A 24,984-nucleotide genomic window follows, 5' to 3' on the forward strand; every position below is an offset into this window, starting at 1 on the left:
TCAGTCCGGTTTGGCGGGCGCGTGGCGCGTCAGCAAGCGGCGGGTTGCTTCTGCCACATCTTCCTGGCGCATCAGGCTTTCGCCGATCAGGAAGGTGGATATGCCCACGTTGCCCATCCGGGCAAGATCGTCCGGAGTAAAGAGGCCGGATTCGCCGACAACTATCCGGTCCCGAGGCACAAGGGGCGCCAGATCTTCACTGGTCTCAAGACGGGTTTCAAAAGTCTTGAGGTTCCGGTTGTTGATGCCGATCAGCTTGGAGGACAGGTTCAGCGCCCGGTCCAGTTCTTCCCGGTTATGGACTTCCAGAAGCACGTCCATGCCGAGGCCGAAGGCTGTCTGCTCCAGATCGGCTGCTGTTGCATCATTGACGGCTGCCAGAATGATCAGGATGCAATCTCCGCCCCAGGCCCGGGCCTCATAGACCTGATAGGGCTCATAGAGGAAATCCTTGCGCAAGGCGGGCAGGCTGACAGCCTCCCGTGCGGCGGTGAGAAAGTCCGGGCTCCCCTGAAAGGAGGGGGTGTCGGTCAGCACCGACAGGCAGGCAGCCCCGCCTGCCTCATAGGCTTTGGCAAGGGCAGGCGGGTCGAAATCCGCCCGGATCAGGCCCTTGGACGGGCTGGCCTTCTTGATTTCCGCAATCAGGGCATAGCCGCCTGCGCGGTGTTTGGCTTCCAGCGCTGCGTGAAATCCACGCGGGGCCGGAACGTCTTCAATCCGTGCCTTCAGATCTGCGAGGGGGGTCCGGCTCTTTGCCGCGGCGATCTCTTCACGCTTATAGGCTTCGATTTTTTGGAGAATGTCAGCCATGTCACTATCCGTTTGAGGCGTCAACCAGCAGCTCAAGCGTGCTGGCGGCATCGCCATTGTCGATACTGGCCGCAGCCATCTCGATGCCGTCTTTCAGGTTTGTGACCTTGTCTGCCACCAGAAGCGAGGCGGCTGCATTGAACAGCACGATATCCCGATAGGCATTTTTGGCACCGGCCAGCACTTCGCGAAGCGCCTTAGCGTTTTCTGCCGGCAGCCCACCCTTCAGCTCTTCGCCTCTGGACAGGGGCAGCCCAGCATCTGCAGGCGAGATCTCGAAGGACCGGACGGTGCCTTCTTTCAGCTCTGTGACATAGGTCGGACCGGTCGTTGTGATTTCGTCCATTCCGTCGGACCCGTGTACGACCCATGCCTTGTCGGACCCGAGTTCCTTCAGAGACTGAGCGACCGGTACAACCCATTTCCGAGCGAAGACGCCGACCATCTGCCGTTTGACACCTGCCGGATTGGACAGGGGCCCCAGAAGATTGAAAATTGTCCGGGTTCCAAGCTCCATGCGCGTCGGGCCCACATGTTTCATGGCCGCGTGATGCAGCGGGGCAAACATGAAGCCGATCCCGGCCTTTTGCAGGCAATCAGTGATCTTGTCCGGACCAATGTCAATATTGATGCCCAGTTCGGCCAGCGCTTCGGCAGAGCCGGATTTGGAGGACAGGGACCGGTTTCCATGTTTGGCAACGGGCTGGCCGCATCCGGCCACCACCAGCGCGGTGCAGGTCGAAATATTGTAGCTGCCGGAATTGTCGCCGCCAGTGCCCACGATATCGATGGCATTGTCCGGGGCGGTCACTTTCAGCATCTTGGAGCGCATGGTGGCCACAGCGCCGGTGACTTCGGCAATGCTTTCGCCGCGCACCCGCAAGGCCATCAGGAAACCGCCAAGCTGGGACGGGGTCGCCGATCCGGACAGGATCACCTCAAAGGCCACCTTGGCCTCTTCCAGAGACAGCGCCCGACCATCGGCAACCTTGGCCAGAATGTCCTTGAATGGGGTCATGCTGTTAATCCCACCTGCCTCGGCATCAGTTCTGTGCCAGTCCGATGATCTGGGAAATGCCAGCCTGATTGATTTCAACGCCGGCGGCGTCTTCCTGGTCGGTGATGAACTGGCCAATCAGGGAATCGCGCATTTGGTCGGAAAGCTGCGTGTCCAGTACGGTCATTTCAGGGGCTGACGGGTTAAAGTCAGGACGGGAAATATCAGAGACGGTCAAAACGATGCGTTTGGCGCCGTCCGCCGATGTGGCAAGTGCGTTGGTTCCTGCCGGACCGCTGAACACAGCGGCCAGAGCGTCGGCTCCGAAGTCAGCATTCGGACGGTTCCGCATCAGTTCCTGGGCCGTCAGGACCTCAAGACCGGCATCGGTGGCAACGGTTGCCATCGGGCTGCCGCTTTCCAGTTTGGTCAGGAGGTCGGTTGCCTTATCCCCAAGCCGCTTGGTGAGTTCTTCGGCCTTCCAGGCGGCAATGACGTCGTCGCGAACCTCGTCGAGTGCGCGCTCGCGTGAGGGGATCACCTTTTCAACTTCATACCAGAGAAAGCCCTGATCGCCCATTTGCAGGACGTCGTTTTCAATGCCTACATCGCTGTCGAAGGTTCCCGCGACAAGGCCCTCGGCCTTCGGCAGATCCGCCCCGGTGCCGTCTTCCAGCTTTCCGTCTTTGTCGAAGGGAGCGACCGTTATGACTTTCAGATCGAAGCGTTGGCCGATTTCGTCCAGCAAGGCACCGCCGGCCCGGGCATCTTCAATCTCATCCATAAGATCGAGGATTTCCCGTTCGGCCTGTTCTCTTGCCAGTTCCTGAACAATCTGGTCCTTGACTTCTTCAAATGGCTTGGTGCTTTCGGGCAGAATTTCCTCAACATTCAAGATGACGGTTGAGAATTTGCCGTCCACAGCGCCGCTGGACGCGCCTGCGTCCAGGCCAAAAGCCGTGTCGCCCAGCTTTTCGTCCAGGAAGTCGGTCTTGCTCATGACGCCGAGATTGACGTCATTGTTGGTCAGATTGCGTTCCTTCATCAGATCGTCAAAGGTCTTGCCATCCTGAAGTTCGGTGGCGGCCTTCTCAGCCTCGTTCTTTGACGGGAAGGACATTTGCCGGATTTTGCGCCGTTCGGGCTGGTGAAAGTCATTGGCCCTTTGCTCATATTCGGCGCGGGCGTCGGCTTCTTCGATATCTTGCGGACGCGCTAGTGTGTCCGGTGTCAATTCAATGTACTTCATTTCCCGGTATTCGGGGGCCCGGAAGCTGTCTTTCTTGCCGTCATAATAGGCGGTCAGAACATCGGCAGACGGATCTTCAATGGGACCGATCGTGTCGGCGGTGACCATAAGATAGTCCACACTGCGGGCTTCGGACTGATATTCGTTGAGCACTTTCAGGTAGGTTTCCGGCGCGCTGAGGTCGCCAGCAAGTCCCTGCACGAGCTGGTTTCTCTCAGCCACCCGGCGCCGTTGAATGACATAGGCATCCTCCTGGTAGCTGTTATTGCGCAGAACCTGTTCCAGACGGTTGCGGTCATAGCGGCCATTAAGGCCCTTGAAGGCCGGATCGGCCTGAATGATTTTGGCCAGCCTGGCATCGGATACACCCAGTTTCAGCTCCTGGGCTGTGTTGTTCAGCGCCGCCTCGGCGATCAGGCGGCCAAGGGCCTGCTGGGGCACCCCAAGGGCGGCGCCTTCCTGATTGGTGAGCGGGCGGCCGAATTGCTGCGCGAGCCGGTTAAGGTCCTGCCGGTAGGTGCGCTCGAAATCCAAAAGGGTAACTTCTGTGTCCCCGACCTTAGCCGCCGTATTTTGGCCAAAACCCTGTAGAAAATCCGTAACACCCCAGATGGCGAAGCTGAAAATGAGCAACGCGATAAACAGTTTGGCAATCCAGGTGCCAGCGCCCTTGCGCAGCGCGTCAAGCATGACGACTTCCTTTATATTTTTCTTTCATACAGCCGATTTTCGCAACTGGCCGGTGGACCTTCCGAAACCGGAGCGGGCGGATCATAGTGAGGAGGGGCCTCCGCTGCAAGGCGGCCCTTGATAAAGTTCGGCTGAGCAACGGATTTCCCGGCTGACCGGCGATTGCAACACACCGCCGCATCTGCTCTAAGGCAGGCACTGATGATCCATCTGCGGGAGTTGAGACCTTATGACCACCAGAATCAAACCGCTTGTCTCAGGAAACTGGAAGATGAACGGGCTAAAAGCCAGTCAGGATGAGTTCAGGAAAATGCAGGCCGGTTTGAACGAGGCTCTTGCTGAGAAGGTGGAGACGATGATCTGTGCTCCGGCCACGCTTGTGGCAGGTCTTGCGGAGCTGGCGGGCAAGGGCGCGCTGCAAGTCGGCGGGCAGGATTGCCACGCGGCCGCCTCTGGTGCCCATACCGGAGACGTGTCGGCCGAGATGCTCAAAGATGCAGGGGCTTCTGCCGTGATTGTTGGCCACTCGGAGCGGCGCACGAACCACGGGGAAAGCGATGCGGCTGTGAAAGCCAAGGCGGAAGCAGCCTGGCGCGCCGGTCTTGTCGCCATCATCTGCGTTGGGGAAACGGAGGCCGAACGCAAGGCAGGCCGGGCGGTTGAGATTGTCGATGGTCAGCTTGCCGGTTCGGTTCCGGACGGGGCAACGGCCAGGAACACGGTCATTGCCTATGAGCCTGTCTGGGCCATCGGGACGGGCCTGACCCCGACCGTGCAGGACGTGGCAGAGATGCACGGTGCGATGCGGGACGTCTTGAGCCGCCGTTTTGCTGCGGAAGGCGCGGCAATGCGGCTTCTTTACGGTGGGTCGGTCAAGCCTGGCAACGCGGCTGAGTTGATGGCTGTTGCCAATGTGGACGGGGCTCTTGTGGGCGGTGCAAGCCTCAAGGCTGATGATTTTCTCGGTATCTTGAGCGCATATAGCTGAAGATGACGGGGATGCGGGGCTTGAAGCTTCTGTGATCAAGGCGCAATTGAAGGGTGGAAAGCTGACGGCGTCTGGTGTAGAAGGCCGCCAAACCTGAATTCAATACAGAATGGTATTCGATGGAAACCGTAGTCATCGTTATCCACCTCATGGTCGTGCTGGCCCTGGTGCTTGTTGTCCTCCTGCAGCGCTCCGAAGGCGGTGCGCTTGGTATTGGCGGCGGGGGCGGAGGCGGTGGCCTGATGTCCAGCCGCGGCACGGCCAATGTTCTGACCCGGGCGACCGCCATTCTTGCAGTGGCTTTCTTTGCGACGTCTCTGGCTCTCAGCCTGATCGCAAAAAACGCTGAACGCCCGGGCTCGGTTCTCGATGCGCTTCCGGCCGCTTCTGAAGAAGCGCCTGCACCGGCGGACGGCGCTGCAAATGGCGGCAACGGCGGCATCCTCGATTCTCTGAAACAGCAGAGCGAAGAGCCTTCCGGCCCGCAGGTTCCCGCCGCTCAGTAACGCGGCGTCGGCAGCCTGCCGGTCCTTTCACCTGACATATGCCCTGCGGCTTCCCTCGCAGGGCATTTTTATGTGTTAAGAACGCAACTCCCGAGTGGCCAAATAGCGCTCGGCAAGGATATGGTATTGGTCCATGGCGCGATACATTTTCATCACTGGCGGCGTGGTCTCCTCGCTTGGAAAAGGTCTTGCTTCTGCGGCACTGGGCGCATTGCTCCAGGCGCGTGGCTACAAGGTGCGCTTGCGCAAGCTTGACCCTTATCTTAACGTAGATCCGGGCACCATGAGCCCTTATCAGCACGGCGAGTGTTTTGTCACCGATGATGGTGCGGAGACCGACCTTGATCTGGGGCACTACGAGCGGTTCACGGGACGTCCGGCGAACCAGCAGGACAACATCACCACCGGCCGCATCTACCAGGACATCATCGCCAAGGAGCGGCGCGGTGACTATCTGGGTGGAACCGTTCAGGTCATCCCCCATGTGACGGATGCGATCAAGAACTTCGTCCTGACCGGCAATGAAGACTATGACTTTGTGCTGGTGGAAATCGGCGGCACCGTTGGCGACATTGAAGGTCTGCCCTTCTTTGAGGCGATACGCCAGCTTGGCAATGATCTGCCGCGCGGCGATGCGGTTTATGTGCATCTGACACTGATGCCCTACATCCCGAGCGCGGGCGAGATGAAAACCAAGCCAACCCAGCATTCGGTGAAGGAACTGCGCTCCATCGGCATTCAGCCGGACATTTTGATGATCCGCTGCGACCGGCCGATTCCCGAAACGGAAAAGCGCAAACTCTCGCTCTTCTGCAACGTGCGTGAAAGTGCTGTCATTCCCGCTTATGATGTCAAATCCATCTATGATGTGCCGATTGCCTATCACGAGGAAGGCCTGGATGATGAGGTGCTGGCGGCTTTTGGCCTGAAAGGCGCGCCGGCTCCGGTTCTTGACCGCTGGGAGGGCATTTCCGAAGCTGTGGCCAACCCGGAAGGCGAGGTCAAGATCGCCATTGTCGGCAAATACACGGTGCTGAAAGACGCCTACAAATCCTTGATCGAAGCCCTGGTCCATGGCGGTATCGCTAATCGGGTGAAGGTCAATCTGGAGTGGATCGAATCGGAGATCTTCGAAAAGGAAGATCCGAGTCCCTATCTTGAAGGTGTGCACGGCATTCTGGTACCGGGCGGCTTTGGCGAGCGGGGGGCGGAAGGCAAGATTGCCGCCGCGCATTTTGCCCGGACCCGCAACATCCCTTATTTCGGTATCTGTTTCGGAATGCAGATGGCGGTTCTGGAAGCTGCCCGCAATCTGGCGGGTATTTCTGACGCCAATTCCACCGAATTCGGCCCCGCCAAGGAGCCGGTTGTGGGCCTCATGACCGAGTGGACGAAGGGCAATGACAAGGAACTGCGCGCTGCTGATGGTGATCTGGGCGGCACCATGCGTCTTGGTGCTTATCCGGCGGCCCTGAAACCGGGCTCCCAGATTGCAGATATCTATGGCACGACGCATGTTTCGGAGCGGCACCGGCACCGCTATGAGGTCAATATCGGCTATCGGGAGCAGCTGGAAGCCTGCGGCCTGATTTTTGCGGGCACCTCTCCCGATGGGGTTCTGCCGGAAACGGTCGAAATCGAGGGCCATCCCTGGTTCATCGGGGTGCAGTATCATCCGGAGCTGAAATCCCGCCCGTTCGAGCCGCATCCGCTCTTTGCCTCTTTCGTGGGCGCTGCCCTGCAGCAGAGCCGGATGGTCTGACCGGTCCCGCCTGACACCTTTGCGCGTGGCTTTGGTTTTGGCGGAATTCGGAACACTTTTGCAAAGGAATGGCCATGGCGCGCGGTCTGGATCATCTTGTTGTTGCCGTCAATGATCTGGACGCGGCGGGGCAGGCCTATGAGGCGCTCGGGTTTACGGTGACGCCTGAAAACCGCCACCCCTGGGGTACGGCCAACCGGCTGGTGCAGCTCGACGGCTTTTTCCTTGAATTCCTCAGTGTGGCCGAGCCGGACAAGATCCCGGCCCCCCAAGGCAGCGAGTTTTCGTTTGGCGCCTTCAACCGGGATTTTCTGCGCAAGCGGGAAGGGGCTAGCATGCTGGTTCTGGAAAGCGCGGGCGCGACCGGAGACCGGCAGGCTTTTGAAGCGGCCGGACTGACGTTGTTCGACCCGTTTTCCTTTGAAAGGGTGGCCAATCTGCCCGACGGCAGTACGGCAAAGGTCGCCTTTGACCTGACACTGCTCCAGGATCCGGCGAGTCCGGGACTCGGCTATTTCACCTGTGACAACCGCTATCCGGAAAATTTCTGGAAACCGGCCTTTCAAGCACATGCAAATGGGGCTCACAGTGTGCTGGCCGTGCACATGGCCGCAAACAATCCAGCTGCGCATGCGCCGTTTCTAAAAGCCTTTTCAGGCGGGTCTGTAGTTGAAAGTGCGCAGGAAACGCTTGTTGTGACAACACCGCGCGGGCAGATTCTCGTGCACACACAGGCTGCCTATAACGACCTGACCGGAAAGGCAGCGGCGTCTGTCGGGACTGGAGATCTGCCGGTGATTGCCGCTGTGGAGATTGCCTCTTCAAAAGTTTCGGCCCCACACATTACGGCCGCTGATGCGCTGTTCGGGTTGACCGTAATTCTGGTCCCGGCAACCTGTGACCGGAACCGTTCGCACGTGTTTGAAAGCGGTGACACACAACGCGGCGTTTAAGATTGAAGACGTAGCGTTAATTTTCTAGCTGCTGCGGCAATTGGCATTTAGAATTCTCTTGTTGAATGCACCAGTCCTTTTATAGTGAACGCCAAATCATGCGCGTGCCCATGCGGGCCGACAGCGGAGTTCACGAATGGTTTTCCAGCGTTTTGCCTGTGTCCCAAGCCGAGCCACCCTTGCGGTTGCAGCAGCAAGTCTTCTTGCGGCCTGTTCGGATGAGTCGAAGACTGCCCAGGCCCCGGCAGCCCCACCGCCTTCCGTGACCGTTGCCAAGGTTACCTCAGAGGACGTTCGCCAGAGCGAAACATTTGTCGGGCAGATTGCGGCTGTGGATCAGGTAGACCTTGTCGCCCGTGTCAGTGGTTTCCTGGAGAAAAAGGCCGTGCCTGACGGGTCGTTCGTGAAGAAAGACGAGCTGCTCTTCACCATCGAAAAAGCGGAATATGAAGCGCAACTCACCAATGCCAAGGCGGATCTTGCCAGTGCCAAGGCAGATGAGGCCCTCAAGGCGGCGGATGAGAAGCGCGACAAGGACTTGGTGGAAAAGGGGCACGTATCGGAAGCAGCTTACGAATCGACGCTGGCACAGCTTCAGCAGGCCCAAGCCTCGGTCGAGGCGGCCCAGGCCTCGCTCCAGCAGGCGGAACTCAACCTCAGCTACACGGATATTTCTGCACCGTTTCCAGGCCAGATCGGCAAGAGCACCTACAGTGTGGGAGAAGTGGTCGGACCGTCGACTGAGTCATTGGCCAAGCTGATCCGTCTTGCGCCGGTCTATGTGAATTTCTCGGTGAGCGAGGCGCAGTATCTGAATGCAGTGAAAACCCACCATATCAACCCTGCCGACCTCACACCGGATCAGGCGCCCTCCATAAGTCTCATTCTGCCCAATGGCCAGAAATATGGGGAGACCGGCAAGATCGTCTATATCGACAACAAGGTGGATTCGACCACCGGGACCATCTCGTTCCGGGGGCAGTTTGAAAACAAGGATGTGCGGCTCCTGTCCGGGACATATGTGACTGTAGTTCTGGAAGCCCCCAAGAGCGAAACGGCTCTGGTGGTGCCGCAGGCCGCGATCCAGCGGGATCAGCAGGGGGCGTTTGCCCTTGCAGTGTCAGACGACAAGAAAGTCACCCAGAAATATGTTGAACTGGGCCAGCAGGTCGGCACGAATTTTGTCGTCACCAAGGGGTTGGAAGAAGGCGAAGAAGTCATCACCGAAGGGCTTCAGAAAGTCCGCCCGGGAGTTGAGGTTGAGCCCGTCCTTGCTTCGAAGCCGGCGGAGCAGAGCTAAATGTTTTCACGCTTTTTTATCTACCGGCCGAAATTCGCGCTGGTGATTTCCATTGTCATTACAATTGCTGGTGTTCTGGGATATGTATCCCTGCCGGTTGAACAGTTTCCCAACATCACGCCGCCGGTGGTCAATGTGTCGGCCACGTATACCGGAGCGAATGCGGAGGTGCTGGAAGAGACCGTTGCTGCGCCGATTGAGGCGCAGGTCAACGGTGTGGACGACATGCTCTACATGCAGTCGACCAGCAATGATAGCGGCAGCTATTCGCTGAACGTGACCTTTGCGGTCGGAACCGATCCCGATATTGCAACGGTGAACACCCAAAACCGGGTGTCCCAGGCCACCAGCCAGTTGCCGAGCGAGGTGACCGCGAATGGGGTGACCGTTCAAAAAGCCAGCACGAATATGCTGCTGGTGGTCACACTTTATTCGCCCAACGGCACCTACGACCCGGTGTTTTTGTCCAACTACGCGTCGATCAACCTGAAGGACGCGCTTGCGCGTGTTCCCGGTGTTGGCCGTGCGGATGTGATGACCGATTTCGCCTATGGCATGCGGATCTGGTTGGATCCGGACCGGCTTGCCAGCCTAAACATGACGCCGAGCGATTTCATATCCGCAGTGCAGGATCAGAATATCCAGGTGGCGGCAGGTCAGATTGGCGCGCCGCCTGTTCCGGAAGGTCAGCAGTTTCAGTACACCATCAAGGCCAAGGGGCGCTTGTCGACCCCGGAAGAATTCGAGAAAATCGTTCTGCGCACCGGTGACGACGGTGCAGTGGTGACGATTGGCGATGTGGCGCGGGTGGAATTGGGCGCCCAGTTATACAATGCGTCCGGAGAATTCAACGGCAAGCCGTCCACGGTCCTTGCGATCTACCAGGCACCAGGCGCAAATGCGCTGGATGTGTCTGAAAATGTGCTGAAGCGCATGCAAAATCTGGCCAATGATTTTCCCGAAGACATGGCCTATGGGGTTCCTTTCAACACGACGGACTTTGTTCAGGCCTCGCTCGATGATGTGATCACCACTTTGTTCCTGACCTTCCTGCTGGTGGTCTCTGTGGTGTTCATCTTTCTGGGCAACTGGCGCGCAACGATCATTCCGACCGTGGCCATTCCGGTATCGCTGATCGGCACCTTTGCTGTGTTGTTGGCTCTTGGCATGTCGCTCAATACGATTTCGCTGTTTGCTCTGGTGCTGGCCATCGGCATCGTGGTGGATGATGCCATTGTCGTGGTGGAGAATGTGGAGCGTATCATCGCAGATGAGGGGCTGGCGCCCAAGGAGGCTACCGAAAAGGCGATGATGCAGATCACCAGTCCGGTGATTGCGACCACGCTTGTGCTGCTGGCCGTATTCGTGCCCACGATCTTCATGCCTGGCATCACCGGCCGGCTTTATTCCCAGTTTGCGGTCACCATTTCGGTCTCCGTGGTGATCTCCTCGATCAACGCCCTGACCTTGTCACCGGCACTCTGCGGCCTGATCCTGAAGGCCCGGTCCGGTCCGCCGAGGGGCATTATGGGGCTGTTCGACAAGGGCATTACCGGGGTGCGCAACGGCTATACCGCAATTATCCGCCGCCTGGTGCGGGTGGCTTTTGTGGGGCTGGTCGTGGTCGGCGGTGCCGTTGCAGTCATCCTGACCCTGTTCACGTCATTGCCGCAGGGCTTTCTGCCCTCGGAGGATCAGGGCTACCTGATGGTTGATGTGCAGCTTCCCGACGGGGCTTCCCTGCAGCGCACGGAAGAGGTGACCAAACGGGTGGTGGAGTTGACCCAGGCAACGCCTGGGGTGGAGAATGTCGTGATCGTCAATGGCTTCTCCATTTTGAACGGTGCGACCTCGTCCAACGCGGCTCTAGTGATTGCCACCATGAAGAACTGGTCGGAGCGTCAGGAGCCAGGCCTCAGGATCAATGCGATCCTGGGCAAGTTCTGGGCTGATTTCTCCACCATTCCGGGCGCCAATATTATTGCCTTCAACCCGCCGCCCATTCCAGGGCTCGGCACGACCGGTGGTGTCCAGATGATGCTGCAACAGACCGGTGGCGGCACGCCGCAGGATCTGGCATCTGCGGTGGGCTCCATGGTCTATTCGGCCAACCAGAGCCCGGAAATCTCTCGGGCCTATTCAACCTTCCGGGCCAATGTGCCCCAGGTCTTTGTCGATCTGGACCGGGAGAAAGCCAAGACGCTCGGGATTGATGTCTCCAATGTCTTCACCACATTGCAGGCCTATCTTGGGTCCTATTACATTAACGATTTCAATATTTTCGGCCGGGTCTACAAGGTGATGATCCAGGCCGAGGGTCAGTTCCGTGACCGGGTTGAGGATATCGGCCGTCTCTATGTACGCTCGACAGATGGAACCATGGTGCCTCTGCGCACTATCGTGACGACGGAGAACGTGCTCGGACCGCAGATCCTGACCCGATACAATCTGTTCCGCGCAGCCGCCGTCATGGCGGATCCGACCCCGGGGGCCTCCACAGGCGTTGTCATCAACGAGGTGGAGACAGCGGCCAAGGATGCGCTGCCGCCTGGCTATTCCTATGAATGGACGGGAACGGCCCAGCAGCAGCTGGATTCCGGGCAGGTCGTGCTTTTTATCCTGCTGTTGTCTGTGCTCTTCACCTACTTGTTCCTTGTGGCGCAATATGAGAGCTGGACCATGCCCGTGGCGATCCTGATGTCGGTTACTTTCGCGCTGATGGGTGCGCTGGTGGCGGTTCTGGTGACCGGCGGAGACGTGAATCTCTACACGCAGATCGGGATGATCATGCTGATCGGAATGGGGGCGAAGAACGCGATTTTGATCGTGGAATTCGCCATGGAGCAGCGGGATGGCGGCAAGAGCATCGTTGAAGCGGCCACCCAAGCGGCCCATCTGCGCTTTCGGGCTGTGATGATGACGGCCTTGTCATTCCTTCTCGGCGTCGTGCCGCTTATGACAGCCTCCAGCGCGGGGGCTGCCAGCCAGAAGGCGATCGGCTTTGCGGTGTTTGGCGGGATGCTGTTTGCGACCGTGATCGGCGTTCTGATGATCCCAATCCTCTATGTTTGCCTTCAATATATGCGCGAGAAGGTCAAAGGCTTCTTTGGTGCTGACACCACGGCCGGGCGGGGTGCTCCCGCCAGTTAGGCCGTGTCGCCTTCATATGGTTTTGATCTGTTTTGTCTGTTGCGTGGCATCTTTGATATCAGGCCGCGACAGGCAAACCCAAAGAAACGCGATGCGCTCAGGACGGTATACCGGACACTTGCGCGCATTGGTTTCTTTGAGCGCACCGCCATGCGTTTAAGCGTATTCCAATCCGGCCGCACCTGCCCGCCGTAGACGATAGGCATTATGTCAGGAGGCGGTATGATTTCGGTCTATTACGACGGCAAGTGCGGGCTGTGTTCCCGCGAAATTGGCTATTTCAAAAAGAGACCTTCAAAACAAGCGATCGTCTGGCATGACATTGCCAGTGACCCGTCGGCGCTTGCTGGAACCGGTCTCTGCCAGGCGGATGCCTTGTTATATCTGCGTGTGCGGGATGGTGCCGGAGATCTCAAGACAGGTGTTGATGCCTTTATCGTGCTCTGGAGCCAGTTCGCCGGCTGGTCCGTTCTGGCAAGGCTTGTGTCCCTGCCGGGCACCTACAGTTTCACAAGTTGGCTCTATCGCCACTTCGCCCACCGCCGCTTCAACCGGTATCCCCATTGCCGTGTCAGCATGGGAGCAGAGGAGAGCACCGGGCGGATGTGAAGAGCGTTCGGAGGTCAGTGTCACAGCAGTTTTGCAAGGTTTCGGACGCTATGTACAAGTGGCCGGAAAAGCGGAGATCGAAAAGGACAACGAAAACGGTCCCATTCATTCAACCAATGAAGCAAATTCTTTGAAAAGGAGCTTTAAAACCTGTCCGGAACTTTGGTGAGCCGACAGGGGGTCGAACCCTGGACCTACTGATTAAAAGTCAGTTGCTCTACCAGCTGAGCTATCGGCTCTCACCAATTTCCGGAGCAATGCGGCGCTGATTTGATGGCGCCGCCGCGTTGGTGGCGTGTGTTTATGACGACACCGGGGACATTGCAAGAGGCAAAATTCATTTTTTCAACAGCCCTGCGGAAAACTGACAGGAATTGGCAAAATGGTCTGCTGAAGCGGGCCTTCTGATCCCGGCGCATCTTTCAAACCCTGTTTATCGACCGTTTAAGGGCAAAGTGTTGTTTTAAGGTGACGAACCACGCCCAAAGAAGTGTTCAGCGGGCCGTATTTGCTTTTAAGGCTGGACGTTTAGAGCGAGGGCCTGATATATGTGCGGAGGTTTGAATATAATGAATATTGTCTACTGAACGGCAGTTCAGGTTAGGCAGAAGTAATAGGAATACCTATATTTCTAAATTAAATATTCATTGCATTGAAAATAATGGTTATTCTACTGGAAAAACTGTCAGGTGGCGCGGTTTTGATTTGTGATGTAAGTTTATTGTGGACGAGCGAGGTTACATGCAAACAACAACAATTGACACACAGACGAACTCTGTTGAGTTCGATTTCGTGAAAGGGCACATCGCCGCGACGATGACGCTCATTCACGCCCTGATTGAACAAGGCGTTATTGACCGCGACCGGCTTGATACGTTTTTTGAAGGTTTCATTGGAGATTTGCCCCATAGCCGGGAAACTCTTGGCTTGCGTTTGATTATCGACCAATGGCGTCAGGGATTGCGGGATGGTAAACCCGAAGAAGAACTGTCCGGGATGCTTTTTGAAGTGATCCGGGGAGGGCGGACGAACTAGATTTGCCCCTAACCCGTGGCCCTGGGGTGGGGGCCTGGGTGTTTTGAAAGAGACATTTGTCGAAGGGTCAGGCGCTTTGGCGCCTTTTTTGATTCTAGCGCTTCGTTTTGATCTGTTTTTCCGCCAATGTGAGGCCCTTGGACAGGGGGAATTATACCAACCTCAATAGATAGAAACCCATCTGATGGCGCTGGTCGGGATTTGCCGGCAAGGCGCGTTGCGCAGGACGGCCTGGTTGGCCGTTCAAGCGGCGCAACGCAGTCCGGCGGGCCGGAGCAGGCCACCGAGGCCGTGTTTGAGGACTGTTCAGCTGCGTCCCAGGTTTTGAACGATAAACCATATCGCCCTGCAACCTGCTCCTTGCCGAACAGTCCCCAAACACGGTCAGATCGGTTCCTAGCTATTGAGGTTGGTATGATATTTGTCTTTCACTTTGGAACCGCTGCCTTTGAGATCAATAGATCGCAATTTGCTTTTGAGAGTGTTGTCCAAATTTGGTCAAGCCACGCAGTTCCAATCGCAGTCGAGCATAACCTCTTTGAGGCCCCATTTCCGATTATCGGCGAAAGCAAGTCGCTTTTCATCGGATTTGCCTTTCGCTGCCTGAAATCAAAGACTTCAACGCAAAAGACAAAGCAGTTTCAATCTGGAAAAACGCGACATGCTCTTGGCGGATCGCGCGGCCCGGTGCTGTTGACCGGGCAAGCGGAGCAACGATGGCCGTTGAGCGGGAATGGGTCACCGGAGGCGGCGCTCGGAGGGACTTCGTACGTTGTCGCACGTCTGGCCCGAGACCCCGTCTCAACCGCGACGCGCTCTTGGCCGAAGACCCTCCAAGCCCGGTCAGAACGGTCTGGATTAATAGCGCTATGTATAAACTTTGTTATACGTTACGTCTTTTGGAGCCTATGGTGTTGTAGCAATAAGGTCCGGTTCTAATGTGCTTGCGAAGATGTACGAAAAGACCTTGGCAATGGCGGATCTTGGTCTGCTTGGTGTCATGCCAACTGCCGGTTCTGCTCATGGGGATCGCCGCGGGAGTGTCTGCCCCGGCCCAAGCGGCAGACGCGCTGCAGCAACGTTTCATCACGCTTGGCACTGCAGGCGTGACCGGTGTCTATTATCCGGCGGGCGGCGCGGCTTGCAAACTTGTCAACGAGACCCGGGCCGGGCATGGGATCCGTTGTTCGGTTGAATCCACGCTTGGCACGATCACCAATATCCGCCAGATCCGGTCCGGTGGTCTTGATTTCGGGTTTGCGCAGTCCGACTGGCTGCATCATGCCTATCTCGGGACCTCGAATTTTCAGGAAGATGGTCCGTTCAGGGATTTGAGAACGGTTCTGACACTGCATCGCGAGGTCGCAACGCTTGTGGTGCGGGACACAAGCCGGTTCAGTTCCCTTGAAGATTTGAAAGGCGCCAGGATCAATATCGGAGCGGCCGGGTCGGGCTCGTTTGCCTCCTGGCAAACCCTTGCCGAGCTGCTGGGCTGGACGGATGCTGACAACATCGCGCTCTCCCATACAGGCAGCTCTGCGGTTCCAGAGGAGTTGTGCTCCGGAGCAATTGACGCCTATTTTGTCCTGATCGGCCATCCGGCAGCCTTGATTGAAGAAACGCAGGAGCAATGCGGCATTCGTCTTATCGGGCTTCATGAGGCTGCGCTGGAGCCCTTCGCTACCGAGGCGCCTTACTATAGGGCAGCAAGTATTCCGGCGGGGCTCTATGGCCTTGAAACGCCAGTCCGCTCTTTCGGCGTGGGGGCGTCGGTCGTAACCACTTCTGAAATGCCGGAAGATGTTGTCAGGGTCCTGGTTGCAGCCGTTGCCGCAAACTTCGATGAGTTCAAAACGCTTCATCCAGCGCTGAGTGGCCTGGAACAAGCGGATCTGGCCGCTTCAAGCGCGGAGGTGCCGCTCCATCCGGGCGCGGCGCAGTTTTTCGCCGAACACGGCCTTTTGCCTGATCAGAGCATCGGGCGATAAGGCAGCGCCATTTGACCGGATCTGCCTTGTCTCCTGCGTTGACATTTTTGATATCAGGCTGCGAAAGACAAAACCGGTCAAACACGATTTGCTATGGAAGCGGCAAGGCCGGCCGGATCTCAGCAGCGCCTCTCCAAAAGGTGAGCGCTTTTGTGTTTGTAATTGCAGCCGGTGGCGGTATTACCACGATGAGACGATATCGACCTGTCTTTAACTTCGGCCAACCGGACCCACACCACCGATGATCCAGGATGTAACAACAATCGGCGCCCTGCTGGCGGGCGTTCTGTCTTTTGTCTCTCCTTGTGTTTTGCCGCTCGTACCGCCCTATCTCGGGTTTCTGGCAGGTGTGTCGCTGGATCAGCTCACGGGTGAGGCGGGGGAAGACCGGGAGGCGTCCAGACGGGTCTTTTTCAGCGCGGTTGCTTTTGTCCTTGGGTTTTCGACCGTCTTTGTGCTTCTGGGGGCGACAGCCAGTTTCCTCGGTCAGTTTATCCGGGCCTATCTGGACTATCTTGGCTACATCGCCGGGGCGGCCATCATCGTGATGGGGCTGCATTTTCTCGGGGTGTTCCGGATCGGTCTGCTCTACAGGGAGGCGCGGGTGCATGTGGAGAAGAAACCGGCCGGAGCCCTCGGCGCCTATGTGATCGGATTGGCCTTCGGCTTCGGGTGGACGCCCTGTGTCGGTCCGATTCTGGCAGCCATTCTGTTTGTGGCAGGCTCTGAAGATACGGTCGGGAAGGGGGCGCTTCTCTTGAGCGCCTATGCGCTTGGGCTCGGTATTCCCTTTTTGCTCGCCGCGCTGTTTGCCGGGCCGTTTCTGGGCTTCATGAAACGTTTCCGCAAACATATGGGGACCGTTGAAAAAGCCATGGGCGGTGTGCTGGTTCTGACCGGCGTCATGTTCCTGACAGGTCAGATGGCGGTTCTGTCTTACTGGCTTCTGGAAACCTTTCCGGTCTTCCAGACCATTGGTTAGGGCAATCCGCATCCAGAGTGCTTGACACGCGATGAACGCGACACAGTCTCAATTTACCAATGCGCGCAATCGGACGTGTTCTCCGAGAAGACAAGACGGATTTTTGCCATTCTAATGACCGCAATCTGAATTTTAAATCATAAATTGAGAAAAGTATTTTAATATACTGAAAAGTATATTGATCTTCAAGTCACTGAAAGATGTCATTTGAATTAATGCAGGTGGCAAGAGGGTCAGAATACAGTGTCCCGGATCCTGGCTGTCGTCGTCAGCGGGTCGCCAGCATAGAGGGCCGGACGGCACAGCTCTGTCATGGCCAGAAGATGCAGGCAGGCGATAGAGGCATCGGCTGCATTTGCAAAGGGGCCGATCATCAGGGCAATGCCGGCGTCTTCGCGCTGGCGCTTCAGCAGCAGTGGCCGCAGGTCGTGCATGCGTTCTTCATTCTGCTCCTTAAAGTCCGCCCAGGCTTTTGCCGCTGCTGCATGAGACGGGTAGTGGCCGATGACTGCCCCGAAATCACTGCGTTGGATCGCACTGTGGCTCCCCCCCTTGATCTTGCCGGACGGGCTGGACGGGCTCAGCACCCGCGGAGCTTCTGTCGTGCGGGTCGGTGTGCTGTCAAATGTCTGATTGGCAATCGTTTCCGGACCGTGAATGGCCCCGGTGACACCAGGATCTCTCTGGTCCGTCATATCAGGCAGGGTTTCTTGCGGGGATGAGGCCAGAGGTGGAGCTTGGGAGATGATGCGCACCGGTGCGTTTTGCGCCACTTCTGGCGCCGGCGTCGTGTCGGGCGGCGGCAAGTTCTTGGACAGGCTGATCTTTCGTTTCGCCCGCTTCAGGGCCTCTTCAAATTTTGGGGAGGTCGCTGCTGTTCTGGTTTCAGCCTGGATGTCTGGCGATGCAGGGGGGCGAGCCGGTTTGGCATGCGGTGTTGTTGCCTGCTTAGCGGCTACATTCCCTGTCTCTGAATCAGGTATTTGTTTTGGCAATGAGGACACCGCACCGGGCCGGGGCACAGGGGGCGTGTCTTCAAGAGAGGCGGCCTCAGGGACAGGTGGGGCGATGGCGGGGACCGTTGCTGAAGCCGGATCAGGCTTTGCAACGGCGATTTCCGCTTCCAGGGCCGCGATCCGCCGGGAATAGGCCATGTTTTGCTCAGACAGGGCCATGAGCCGCCGCCTCAGGCCGACGACTTCCTTTTGCAGCACCTCAATCTGGCTCTGTTCCAGGCTTAGGCCACGCAAGGCGGCGAAGCCGGGCTGTTGTCGTGCTGATGTGGTAGCTGGGTCCCGGTGATGCGGCACAGTCGAGACAAGCGAGGCGGTCGTTTCAACCGCGCCTTGAGGGGGAAGGAGCAGACCAGGTGCCCTTGCGGCCGGCCGGTCGCCCACAAAAAATGCTTTGCTGCCGAATTGATAGGACGCCAGACCGATAGTCCCCATAACAAGAGCGGCAAATGCCCACGACAACAGGCCCACGCGCGGCGGCGTGAAAGTGTCCCGGACTATCTCACGGGGTGTCTTAGGGGCCTGCGGTTCGAACAAGAGGTCTTTTTCCGGATCCTGATCACGAATCTGAGTAACAATACTGCATCAGGCGGTCATTATGGTTAACGAACCTAAAACGAAAATGCTCTGACCGTCAGATCTTTTAATGTTCTGTGGATCGGTGCATATAGAGCTCCGATCATCCGAACTGCATCCGCTTTTTTATAGATGGATTTTTCATGACTGCTCGTTCTTGCCTGTCTGTTGTCCTTGCAGCTGGTCTTGGCACCCGTATGAAGTCGGAGTTGCCCAAAGTGCTGCATGAAATTGGAGGCCTGCCAATGGTGGGCCATGTGCTGAAGGCGCTTGAAGAGGCGGGGTCTGACACGGTGGCCGTTGTCTCTGGGCCGGGTATGGCGGACCTTGAGGCGCTGGTGGCCGAACGCATGCCCGGAGCGCGCTGCTATATTCAGCAGGAGCGGCTTGGAACGGCCCACGCTGTCCTGTCTGCGCAGCCCGCACTCGAACAGGCTCCGGACGATGTTCTGGTGCTTTTTGGTGATACGCCCTTGATCACGCCGGAAACGCTTCAGACCTTACGCAAGCACCTGGCGGATGGGGCGGATGTGGTTGTGCTTGGGTTTGAAACTGAAGACCCTTCCGGTTACGGCCGGTTGCTGGTTGAAGAGGGCCGCCTGAAAGCAATCCGCGAAGAAAAGGACGCCAGTGAAGACGAGCGGAAAGTGACGTTCTGCAATTGCGGGGTCATGGGTTTTTCCGGCAAGCAAGCCCTGTCCCTGATCGGGGCCATCGGCAATCACAACGCCAAGAGCGAATATTACCTGACCGACGCTGTGGAACTCGCCAATGCGCGCGGGCTGAGCGTGGTTGCGGTCGAAGCCTCCGAGGTGGAGACCCAGGGTATCAACACACGGGAGCAGCTGGCCGCCTGCGAACAGGATTACCAAAAACGACGCCGCCGTCAGGCGCTGGCAGATGGCTGCACGCTGCTGGCCCCGGAGACGGTTTTTTTCGCCCATGATACGGTTCTGGAGCCCGGGGTGACCGTGGAACAGAATGTGGTTTTCGCCGGAGGGGTGACGGTGGCTGCCGGGGCTCGCATCCGGGCGTTCAGTCATCTGGAAGGTGCCGATGTCGGTCCCGGCTGCGTTGTGGGCCCCTATGCCCGTCTCAGACCCGGTGCGATTCTTGGTGAGGACGTGAAGATCGGCAATTTTGTGGAAGTGAAAAATGCCGTTTTTGGCGCTGGCGCAAAGGCCAATCACCTGAGTTACATTGGCGACGCCAGCATCGGGGCGAAGTCGAATATCGGCGCAGGCACAATTACTTGCAACTATGATGGATTTATGAAGCACCGAACGGAAATCGGCGCGGGCAGCTTTGTCGGGTCAAATTCCACCCTTGTTGCCCCGGTGCGTCTGGAGGAGGGGGTTTTTGTCTCCGCAGGCAGCGTGATTACGGACGATATTCCAAAGGATGCGCTTGCCTTTGGCCGGGCCCGGCAGGTGGTCAAGGAAGGCCGCGCCGCGCAAAAGCGGGACGAATTGCAAAAGGCCAAGGCTGACAAGACCCGGAGTGCCTGACCAGGTGCCCCTGACATTTTCTGAAACACGTATTGATTTCAACAGGAAGCACTCCTTCGTCTAAGTGATGACGACTAAGTGAAGACTAGCTTGCTGCTATTTGAAGAGGACATTTTCATGTGCGGAATTGTTGGCGTCCTGGGGGCTTCCAAAGTGGCTCCGCTTATTGTCGATTCACTCAAGCGGCTGGAATACCGGGGGTATGATTCCGCCGGTGTTGCGACCCTTGTCGACGGCCAGCTGGTGCGCCGCCGGGCAGAAGGCAAATTACGCAAACTGGAAGAGGCGCTGGCAGCGGCGCCTTTGCCCGGAACCGCCGGGATCGGCCACACCCGATGGGCAACCCATGGTGCACCGACCGTGACCAATGCCCACCCCCATCAGGCCGGGTCTGTCGCCGTCGTTCACAATGGCATTATCGAAAACTATCTGGATCTTCGGGACGAGGTGGTTGCCAAAGGCGCAGTGCTCAGCACCGACACGGACACGGAAGTCGTCGCCCATTTGCTTCATCTCGCCTGTGCGAGCGGTAAGTCGCCTCAGGAAGCGGTTGCCGACACGCTGCCACGGCTGCGCGGCGCCTTTGCCCTGGCGCTTTTGTTTGCCGGGCACGAAGATCTGATGATTGGTGCCCGCAAGGGCTCGCCGCTGGCCGTCGGCCATGGCGAGGGGGAAATGTTCCTCGGCTCTGATGCGATTGCCCTGTCGCCTTTCACGGACCGCATTACTTATCTTGAGGAGGGGGACTGGGCGGTTTTGAGCCGACGCGGCGTTCAGGTTTTTGATCAGCACAACCAGCCGGCCGAGCGACCGGAATCTAAGTCCTCCGTCACCTCCAACTTGATGGACAAGGGCAATTACAAGCACTTCATGGCCAAGGAAATCCATGAGCAGCCCGAAGTGCTGGGTCATACCCTGTCGCGCTATTTCGACTATTCGCGTAAGGCGGCCGATGTTGCCGGAACGGACAAGCTGAATTTCGCCGGGTTGTCCAGGTTGATCATTTCAGCCTGCGGAACGGCTTATCTTGCCGGTCTGGTGTCGAAATACTGGTTTGAAAAATACGCCCGCCTGCCGGTGGAAATCGACATTGCAAGCGAGTTCCGCTACCGGGAAGCCCCGGTCAGCAGCCGGGATGCGGCGCTGTTCATTTCCCAGTCCGGAGAAACCGCTGATACGCTCGCATCCCTGCGCTATTGCAAGGAAAACGGAGCTGCCATTGGGGCCGTCGTCAATGTGCCGGAAAGCACCATCGCGCGGGAAGCCGACACCGTCTTCCAGACAATTGCGGGCCCGGAAATCGGCGTTGCCTCGACCAAGGCCTTTACCTGCCAGCTGGCCGTACTGGCCGCGCTGGCCCTTCAGGCCGGCCGGGAACGGGGCGTCTTGACGGAAGCCGAAGAACAGGCCCTGGTGACAGAACTGACCGAAGTGCCAAGTCTGGCTCTGAAAGCGCTGGCGGCGGAATACGACATTGAAAAACTGTCCCAGCCCCTCTCCAAGGCGAGCAACGCGCTTTATCTTGGGCGCTCGACCAACTTTCCCCTGGCCCTGGAAGGAGCGCTGAAGCTGAAGGAACTCTCCTATATTCACGCGGAGGGTTACGCGGCTGGCGAGTTGAAACACGGTCCGATCGCGCTGATCGACGAGAATATGCCGGTCTTTGTGATCGCACCCTATGATGGGATTTACGAGAAAACCGTCTCCAATATGCAGGAAGTGGCTGCACGCGGCGGCCGCATCGTGCTTATCACCGATGCCCGCGGGGCGGAAGAAAGCGGCGGGGCTGCCGAAAGCACGGTGATCTTGCCGGACATGTCCGACATGGTCGCCCCGATCATTTATGCCCTGCCAGTTCAGCTGATTGCCTATCACACGGCGGTGTTCATGGGAACGGATGTGGACCAGCCACGCAATCTGGCCAAATCGGTCACGGTGGAATAGGGCGCTGCAACGGTTGGTAGCCGCGCCTTTGGGCAGAAAACGGGGGGCGATCATTTGAAAACCTTTGCCACCCTAAGGATCGTTCTGGCCGCTTTTTGCCCTTTGTTCCTAAGTCCGTCTTTTGCGCTGGCCGCGTGCAAAATTCCCGATTTCGCACTGTTTGAAAGCGGCTCCTGGCACATCGGCACGCCTGAGACTTACTCTGACCCGAAATACGGCGTATCCTTTCCGTTCAAAGGGGACTATGCCAAGGGAACCTTTTACATATACGATTTTGGGATCAAGGCTCCGGACCGGAGCGATGCGGCCAAGCAGCTGGCCTATGCTGTTCAGGAAATAGAGTATTTTCAGCGCAAGATGATCCCGGACGTGAACCTATCAGATCCCTATCTCGTGCCGGACGTCTTTTTGGATACGTCGCGCCTTGTTGAGGAAGCCGTTTACTTCACCGTGTCGACGAAGGGACAGCACAAGGTCACCATAGCGTCCATGGCGCTGCTGAACGGGTGTTTTCACAAAATCAGATACACGCAATCGGTCGGATCAAAGGACACTGACAGTGTTATGGAAGCCTTGAAAGGCTTCTACATCTTGATCCATACCATGCAGAAATCACTTGAAGAAACGACATTTTTCGAGTGACTTGTCGCCTTCGTAAGCTGCCCATTGCCTTAAAACCTTAAGGTGGCAGGGACCTTGCGGTCTCCTCAGCAAACAAAGAGCTCTCAATCGGTGACCATGCACATCACGCAGTTTGAAGAAAGCCATCGCCAGGGCGTCATTGCCCTTTGGGAAAAATGCGGTCTGGTCCGGCCATGGAACGATCCTGACAAAGACATTGACCGGAAACTGTCGGATGCCAACGGCGGGTTTTTCTTGCTGGAGCAGGACGGACAGGTGGTGGGATCGGTCATGGCCGGTTATGACGGGCACCGCGGGGCGATCTATTACCTGTGCATCGATCCGGAGCACCAGGCGGAGGGCCTGGGCAAGCGCTTGATGGCGCATTGCGAGGATTTTCTGATTGCCCTTGGCTGCCCGAAGATCAATCTGTTTGTGCGGGAAGGCAATGAACCGGTTCTGTCCTTCTATGACAAGCTCGGCTATGTGCGCGAGACCTCTGCCGCCCTTGGCAAAAGGCTGATACCCGACATCTGATCAGGCGCTCGTGACCGGCAATCGGCATGTTCAGGCCGCTGCGGGCGGGGCATCAGCTGTGGTCTTGCGGCGGAAGAGGGCGGCTTGCAACGAACCAGGCACAAGCCAGCATGACCAGGCCGACCAGGGCAGCCAGCCAGGGTGCTGGTGTGGACATCAGGCAAAAGAACCCATAGCCGAAGGCCATTCCCGCCATCGCCAGGATCTTGGCCTTCTTTGAGATCGCGCCATGTTCCCGCCAGGCGATCACCGGCGGGCCAAATACGGGATGGCCTAAAAGACGGGCCTCAAGTGCCGGGGAGGAGCGGGCAAAACACGCAGCGGCAAGTATGAAGAATATGGTGCTTGGCAGGATCGGCAAAAAGGCGCCGACAAGACCGAGGCCGATACAGCCAGTGCCAAGAAGTTTGAAGGTAAACCGCCGCACTGCTTTCACTCCGCTTTCGGCATTTTGGGGTGTCGCTGAAAAATAAGGTTCGCGAAGGATACCGCACTGCGATAAAGATGCTTATCTAGTGGATGCGGATGGTGGGGTGTGCCCTCAAGAGGATACCGATCAGGTTTTACATGAGCCGGACGAAACATAAAACAGAAGACGCGCACAAATTAGGCCACCGGCCCGGCGCAGCAACACGATTGCGGAACTATTTCCTGACGGGCCTTGTGATTGCCGGGCCCATCGGGATCACCTTGTGGCTGACCTGGACCTTTATCAAATGGGTGGATGGCTGGGTGAAGCCGTTCGTGCCCAAGATTTACAATCCGGACACCTATTTGCCGTTTCCGGTTCCCGGGTTCGGGCTGATCGTTGCGATCTTCGTCCTGACGATTGTCGGCTTTCTGGCGGCGAACTTCCTGGGCCGTAGCCTGATTGGTATCGGCGAAGGTATTGTCGGGAGGATGCCGCTTGTCCGCAATATTTACAGCGGGTTAAAGCAGATTTTTGAGACAGTGCTTGATGATCGGGGCAACAGTTTCAGCAAGGCGGCTCTGGTCGAATATCCCCGCCGGGGCCTGTGGGCTATCGTGTTCATTTCCACTGAAACCCGCGGGGAAGTCGCCAAGCGGCTAAAAGTCAAGGCAGAGACGGTTTCCGTGTTTCTGCCAACCACGCCCAACCCGACCTCAGGCTTTCTTTTGTTCGTGCCCAAGGAAGATGTCATTGAACTGACCATGGGGGTCGAGGATGCGGCCAAGCTGGTGATATCTGCCGGTCTTGTCAGTCCGGATTTGCCGGAAATGCTGGAAGATGTGATTGCCGAACCGGAAAAGCTGGAAAAGATCCGCAACCGGGAAAGCGCCTAGATGTGGTTACTGACCAGGTTGTTCCATTTAGGGCCGGAAGTGGCGTTTTGCCTTTGATGCCCATGCGGGGCCGTTTGGCGTTGTACCAGTCACGCCTTCTTGGCTGGTCAGCCTCTCGCGCCAAGGACGATTTGAATGGCATAGGCTCACTCTCTGCGAGCCCGAGTCGAGAATTCATGAGATTACACAATAGGTTGCGATCCTGTGTGTCATGACCTTGATGTTGGCAATTCTGACAGAAGCCTTGGCGCTTTCGACGGACTTTCCCCGGCCCTTTGCCAGCCTTCTGCATCGTCCGAACCATGCGAATGTGCGTTTCACGACCCAGCTGCGGGGCAGGACCTGGAAGCCTTTGGCGGTGTCGGACGAGACTGTCCGGAATTCTGTGCCCTGGCGCTTTGATTACGCCATTAGGAAGCGGTCTTCGAACATGATTGCGAGCTGGCTTTTCACGGCGT

The 24,984-nt window shown here is 57.5% G+C and carries 20 protein-coding genes, 1 tRNA gene and 1 pseudogene; 15 read left to right on the plus strand and 7 right to left on the minus strand.

Annotated features, from left to right (window positions below):
• The 3 genes from trpC to ACXAIC_RS16775 are packed head-to-tail and all read right to left on the minus strand — an operon-like array spanning window position 1 to window position 3,749.
• Window positions 1-813 (minus strand): indole-3-glycerol phosphate synthase TrpC, encoded by an 813-nt coding sequence (gene trpC / locus ACXAIC_RS16765; RefSeq protein WP_475182354.1) that lies wholly within the window; start codon window positions 811-813, stop codon window positions 1-3.
• Window positions 814-817: 4 nt separating this feature from the next.
• Window positions 818-1,831, minus strand: a complete 1,014-nt coding sequence (trpD, locus tag ACXAIC_RS16770; RefSeq protein WP_475182357.1) for an anthranilate phosphoribosyltransferase — start codon at window positions 1,829-1,831, stop codon at window positions 818-820.
• A 25-nt stretch (window positions 1,832-1,856) separates the two neighbouring features.
• A complete protein-coding gene (locus ACXAIC_RS16775) occupies window positions 1,857-3,749 on the minus strand; it encodes a SurA N-terminal domain-containing protein (protein ID WP_475182359.1) in 1,893 nt (630 codons plus the stop codon).
• 229 nt (window positions 3,750-3,978) lie between these two features.
• On the opposite strand from ACXAIC_RS16775, the gene tpiA reads away from it, so the two are divergent.
• The 7 genes from tpiA (at window position 3,979) to ACXAIC_RS16810 (ending at window position 13,017) form a co-directional block, all read left to right on the plus strand.
• Window positions 3,979-4,737, plus strand: coding sequence for a triose-phosphate isomerase (gene tpiA / locus ACXAIC_RS16780; RefSeq protein WP_475182362.1), 759 nt, complete (start codon window positions 3,979-3,981; stop codon window positions 4,735-4,737).
• Between the two features lie 119 nt (window positions 4,738-4,856).
• The gene (secG, locus tag ACXAIC_RS16785) at window positions 4,857-5,243 is read left to right on the plus strand and encodes a preprotein translocase subunit SecG (protein ID WP_475182366.1); all 387 of its coding nucleotides are present in this window, start codon (window positions 4,857-4,859) and stop codon (window positions 5,241-5,243) included.
• A gap of 133 nt (window positions 5,244-5,376) precedes the next feature.
• On the plus strand, window positions 5,377-7,005 hold the full coding sequence (locus ACXAIC_RS16790) for a CTP synthase (protein WP_475182369.1): 1,629 nt from the start codon (window positions 5,377-5,379) through the stop codon (window positions 7,003-7,005).
• A 74-nt stretch (window positions 7,006-7,079) separates the two neighbouring features.
• Window positions 7,080-7,958: a VOC family protein gene (locus tag ACXAIC_RS16795; RefSeq protein ID WP_475182372.1), complete on the plus strand. Its 879-nt coding sequence runs from the start codon at window positions 7,080-7,082 to the stop codon at window positions 7,956-7,958.
• Between the two features lie 136 nt (window positions 7,959-8,094).
• Window positions 8,095-9,258, plus strand: coding sequence for an efflux RND transporter periplasmic adaptor subunit (locus ACXAIC_RS16800; RefSeq protein WP_475182374.1), 1,164 nt, complete (start codon window positions 8,095-8,097; stop codon window positions 9,256-9,258).
• On the plus strand, window positions 9,259-12,408 hold the full coding sequence (locus tag ACXAIC_RS16805) for an efflux RND transporter permease subunit (protein ID WP_475182377.1): 3,150 nt from the start codon (window positions 9,259-9,261) through the stop codon (window positions 12,406-12,408).
• A 222-nt stretch (window positions 12,409-12,630) separates the two neighbouring features.
• Window positions 12,631-13,017, plus strand: coding sequence for a thiol-disulfide oxidoreductase DCC family protein (locus ACXAIC_RS16810; RefSeq protein WP_475182381.1), 387 nt, complete (start codon window positions 12,631-12,633; stop codon window positions 13,015-13,017).
• Window positions 13,018-13,180: 163 nt separating this feature from the next.
• Here the strand turns inward: ACXAIC_RS16810 and ACXAIC_RS16815 are convergent.
• A tRNA-Lys gene (locus ACXAIC_RS16815) sits at window positions 13,181-13,256 on the minus strand.
• Window positions 13,257-13,758: 502 nt separating this feature from the next.
• Here ACXAIC_RS16815 and ACXAIC_RS16820 point away from each other — a divergent pair.
• From ACXAIC_RS16820 to ACXAIC_RS16830, 3 genes are all read left to right on the plus strand, one after another.
• A complete protein-coding gene (locus ACXAIC_RS16820) occupies window positions 13,759-14,052 on the plus strand; it encodes a hypothetical protein (RefSeq protein ID WP_475182385.1) in 294 nt (97 codons plus the stop codon).
• Window positions 14,053-15,074: 1,022 nt separating this feature from the next.
• Window positions 15,075-16,040: a TAXI family TRAP transporter solute-binding subunit gene (locus tag ACXAIC_RS16825; protein ID WP_475182390.1), complete on the plus strand. Its 966-nt coding sequence runs from the start codon at window positions 15,075-15,077 to the stop codon at window positions 16,038-16,040.
• 241 nt (window positions 16,041-16,281) lie between these two features.
• Entirely contained in the window at window positions 16,282-17,022 is a 741-nt protein-coding gene (locus ACXAIC_RS16830; RefSeq protein WP_475182393.1) for a cytochrome c biogenesis CcdA family protein, read from the plus strand.
• Window positions 17,023-17,255: 233 nt separating this feature from the next.
• Here ACXAIC_RS16830 and ACXAIC_RS16835 read toward each other — a convergent pair whose 3' ends face one another.
• Window positions 17,256-18,272 carry a hypothetical protein gene (locus ACXAIC_RS16835; RefSeq protein WP_475182395.1) on the minus strand — a complete coding sequence of 339 codons (1,017 nt, stop codon included), beginning with the start codon at window positions 18,270-18,272 and terminating at the stop codon, window positions 17,256-17,258.
• 482 nt (window positions 18,273-18,754) lie between these two features.
• Here ACXAIC_RS16835 and glmU point away from each other — a divergent pair, with 482 nt between their 5' ends.
• From glmU to ACXAIC_RS16855, 4 genes are all read left to right on the plus strand, one after another.
• Entirely contained in the window at window positions 18,755-20,119 is a 1,365-nt protein-coding gene (glmU, locus tag ACXAIC_RS16840) for a bifunctional UDP-N-acetylglucosamine diphosphorylase/glucosamine-1-phosphate N-acetyltransferase GlmU (RefSeq protein WP_475182398.1), read from the plus strand.
• Window positions 20,120-20,236: 117 nt separating this feature from the next.
• Entirely contained in the window at window positions 20,237-22,063 is a 1,827-nt protein-coding gene (gene glmS, locus ACXAIC_RS16845; protein WP_475182402.1) for a glutamine--fructose-6-phosphate transaminase (isomerizing), read from the plus strand.
• Between the two features lie 54 nt (window positions 22,064-22,117).
• Window positions 22,118-22,705, plus strand: coding sequence for a hypothetical protein (locus ACXAIC_RS16850; RefSeq protein ID WP_475182404.1), 588 nt, complete (start codon window positions 22,118-22,120; stop codon window positions 22,703-22,705).
• Window positions 22,706-22,801: 96 nt separating this feature from the next.
• Window positions 22,802-23,221 carry a GNAT family acetyltransferase gene (locus ACXAIC_RS16855; RefSeq protein ID WP_475182420.1) on the plus strand — a complete coding sequence of 140 codons (420 nt, stop codon included), beginning with the start codon at window positions 22,802-22,804 and terminating at the stop codon, window positions 23,219-23,221.
• 52 nt (window positions 23,222-23,273) lie between these two features.
• Here the strand turns inward: ACXAIC_RS16855 and ACXAIC_RS16860 are convergent, their stop codons facing one another.
• Window positions 23,274-23,648, minus strand: coding sequence for a YbaN family protein (locus ACXAIC_RS16860; protein WP_475182407.1), 375 nt, complete (start codon window positions 23,646-23,648; stop codon window positions 23,274-23,276).
• Between the two features lie 140 nt (window positions 23,649-23,788).
• On the opposite strand from ACXAIC_RS16860, the gene ACXAIC_RS16865 reads away from it, so the two are divergent.
• Window positions 23,789-24,526, plus strand: coding sequence for a DUF502 domain-containing protein (locus tag ACXAIC_RS16865; protein WP_475182411.1), 738 nt, complete (start codon window positions 23,789-23,791; stop codon window positions 24,524-24,526).
• A gap of 174 nt (window positions 24,527-24,700) precedes the next feature.
• Here ACXAIC_RS16865 and ACXAIC_RS16870 read toward each other — a convergent pair.
• A pseudogene (locus tag ACXAIC_RS16870) lies at window positions 24,701-24,892 on the minus strand (IS5/IS1182 family transposase); the annotation flags it as partial.
• Window positions 24,893-24,984 lie beyond the last annotated feature (92 nt).

Source organism: Roseibium sp. AWQ4_254 (genome assembly GCF_056161025.1).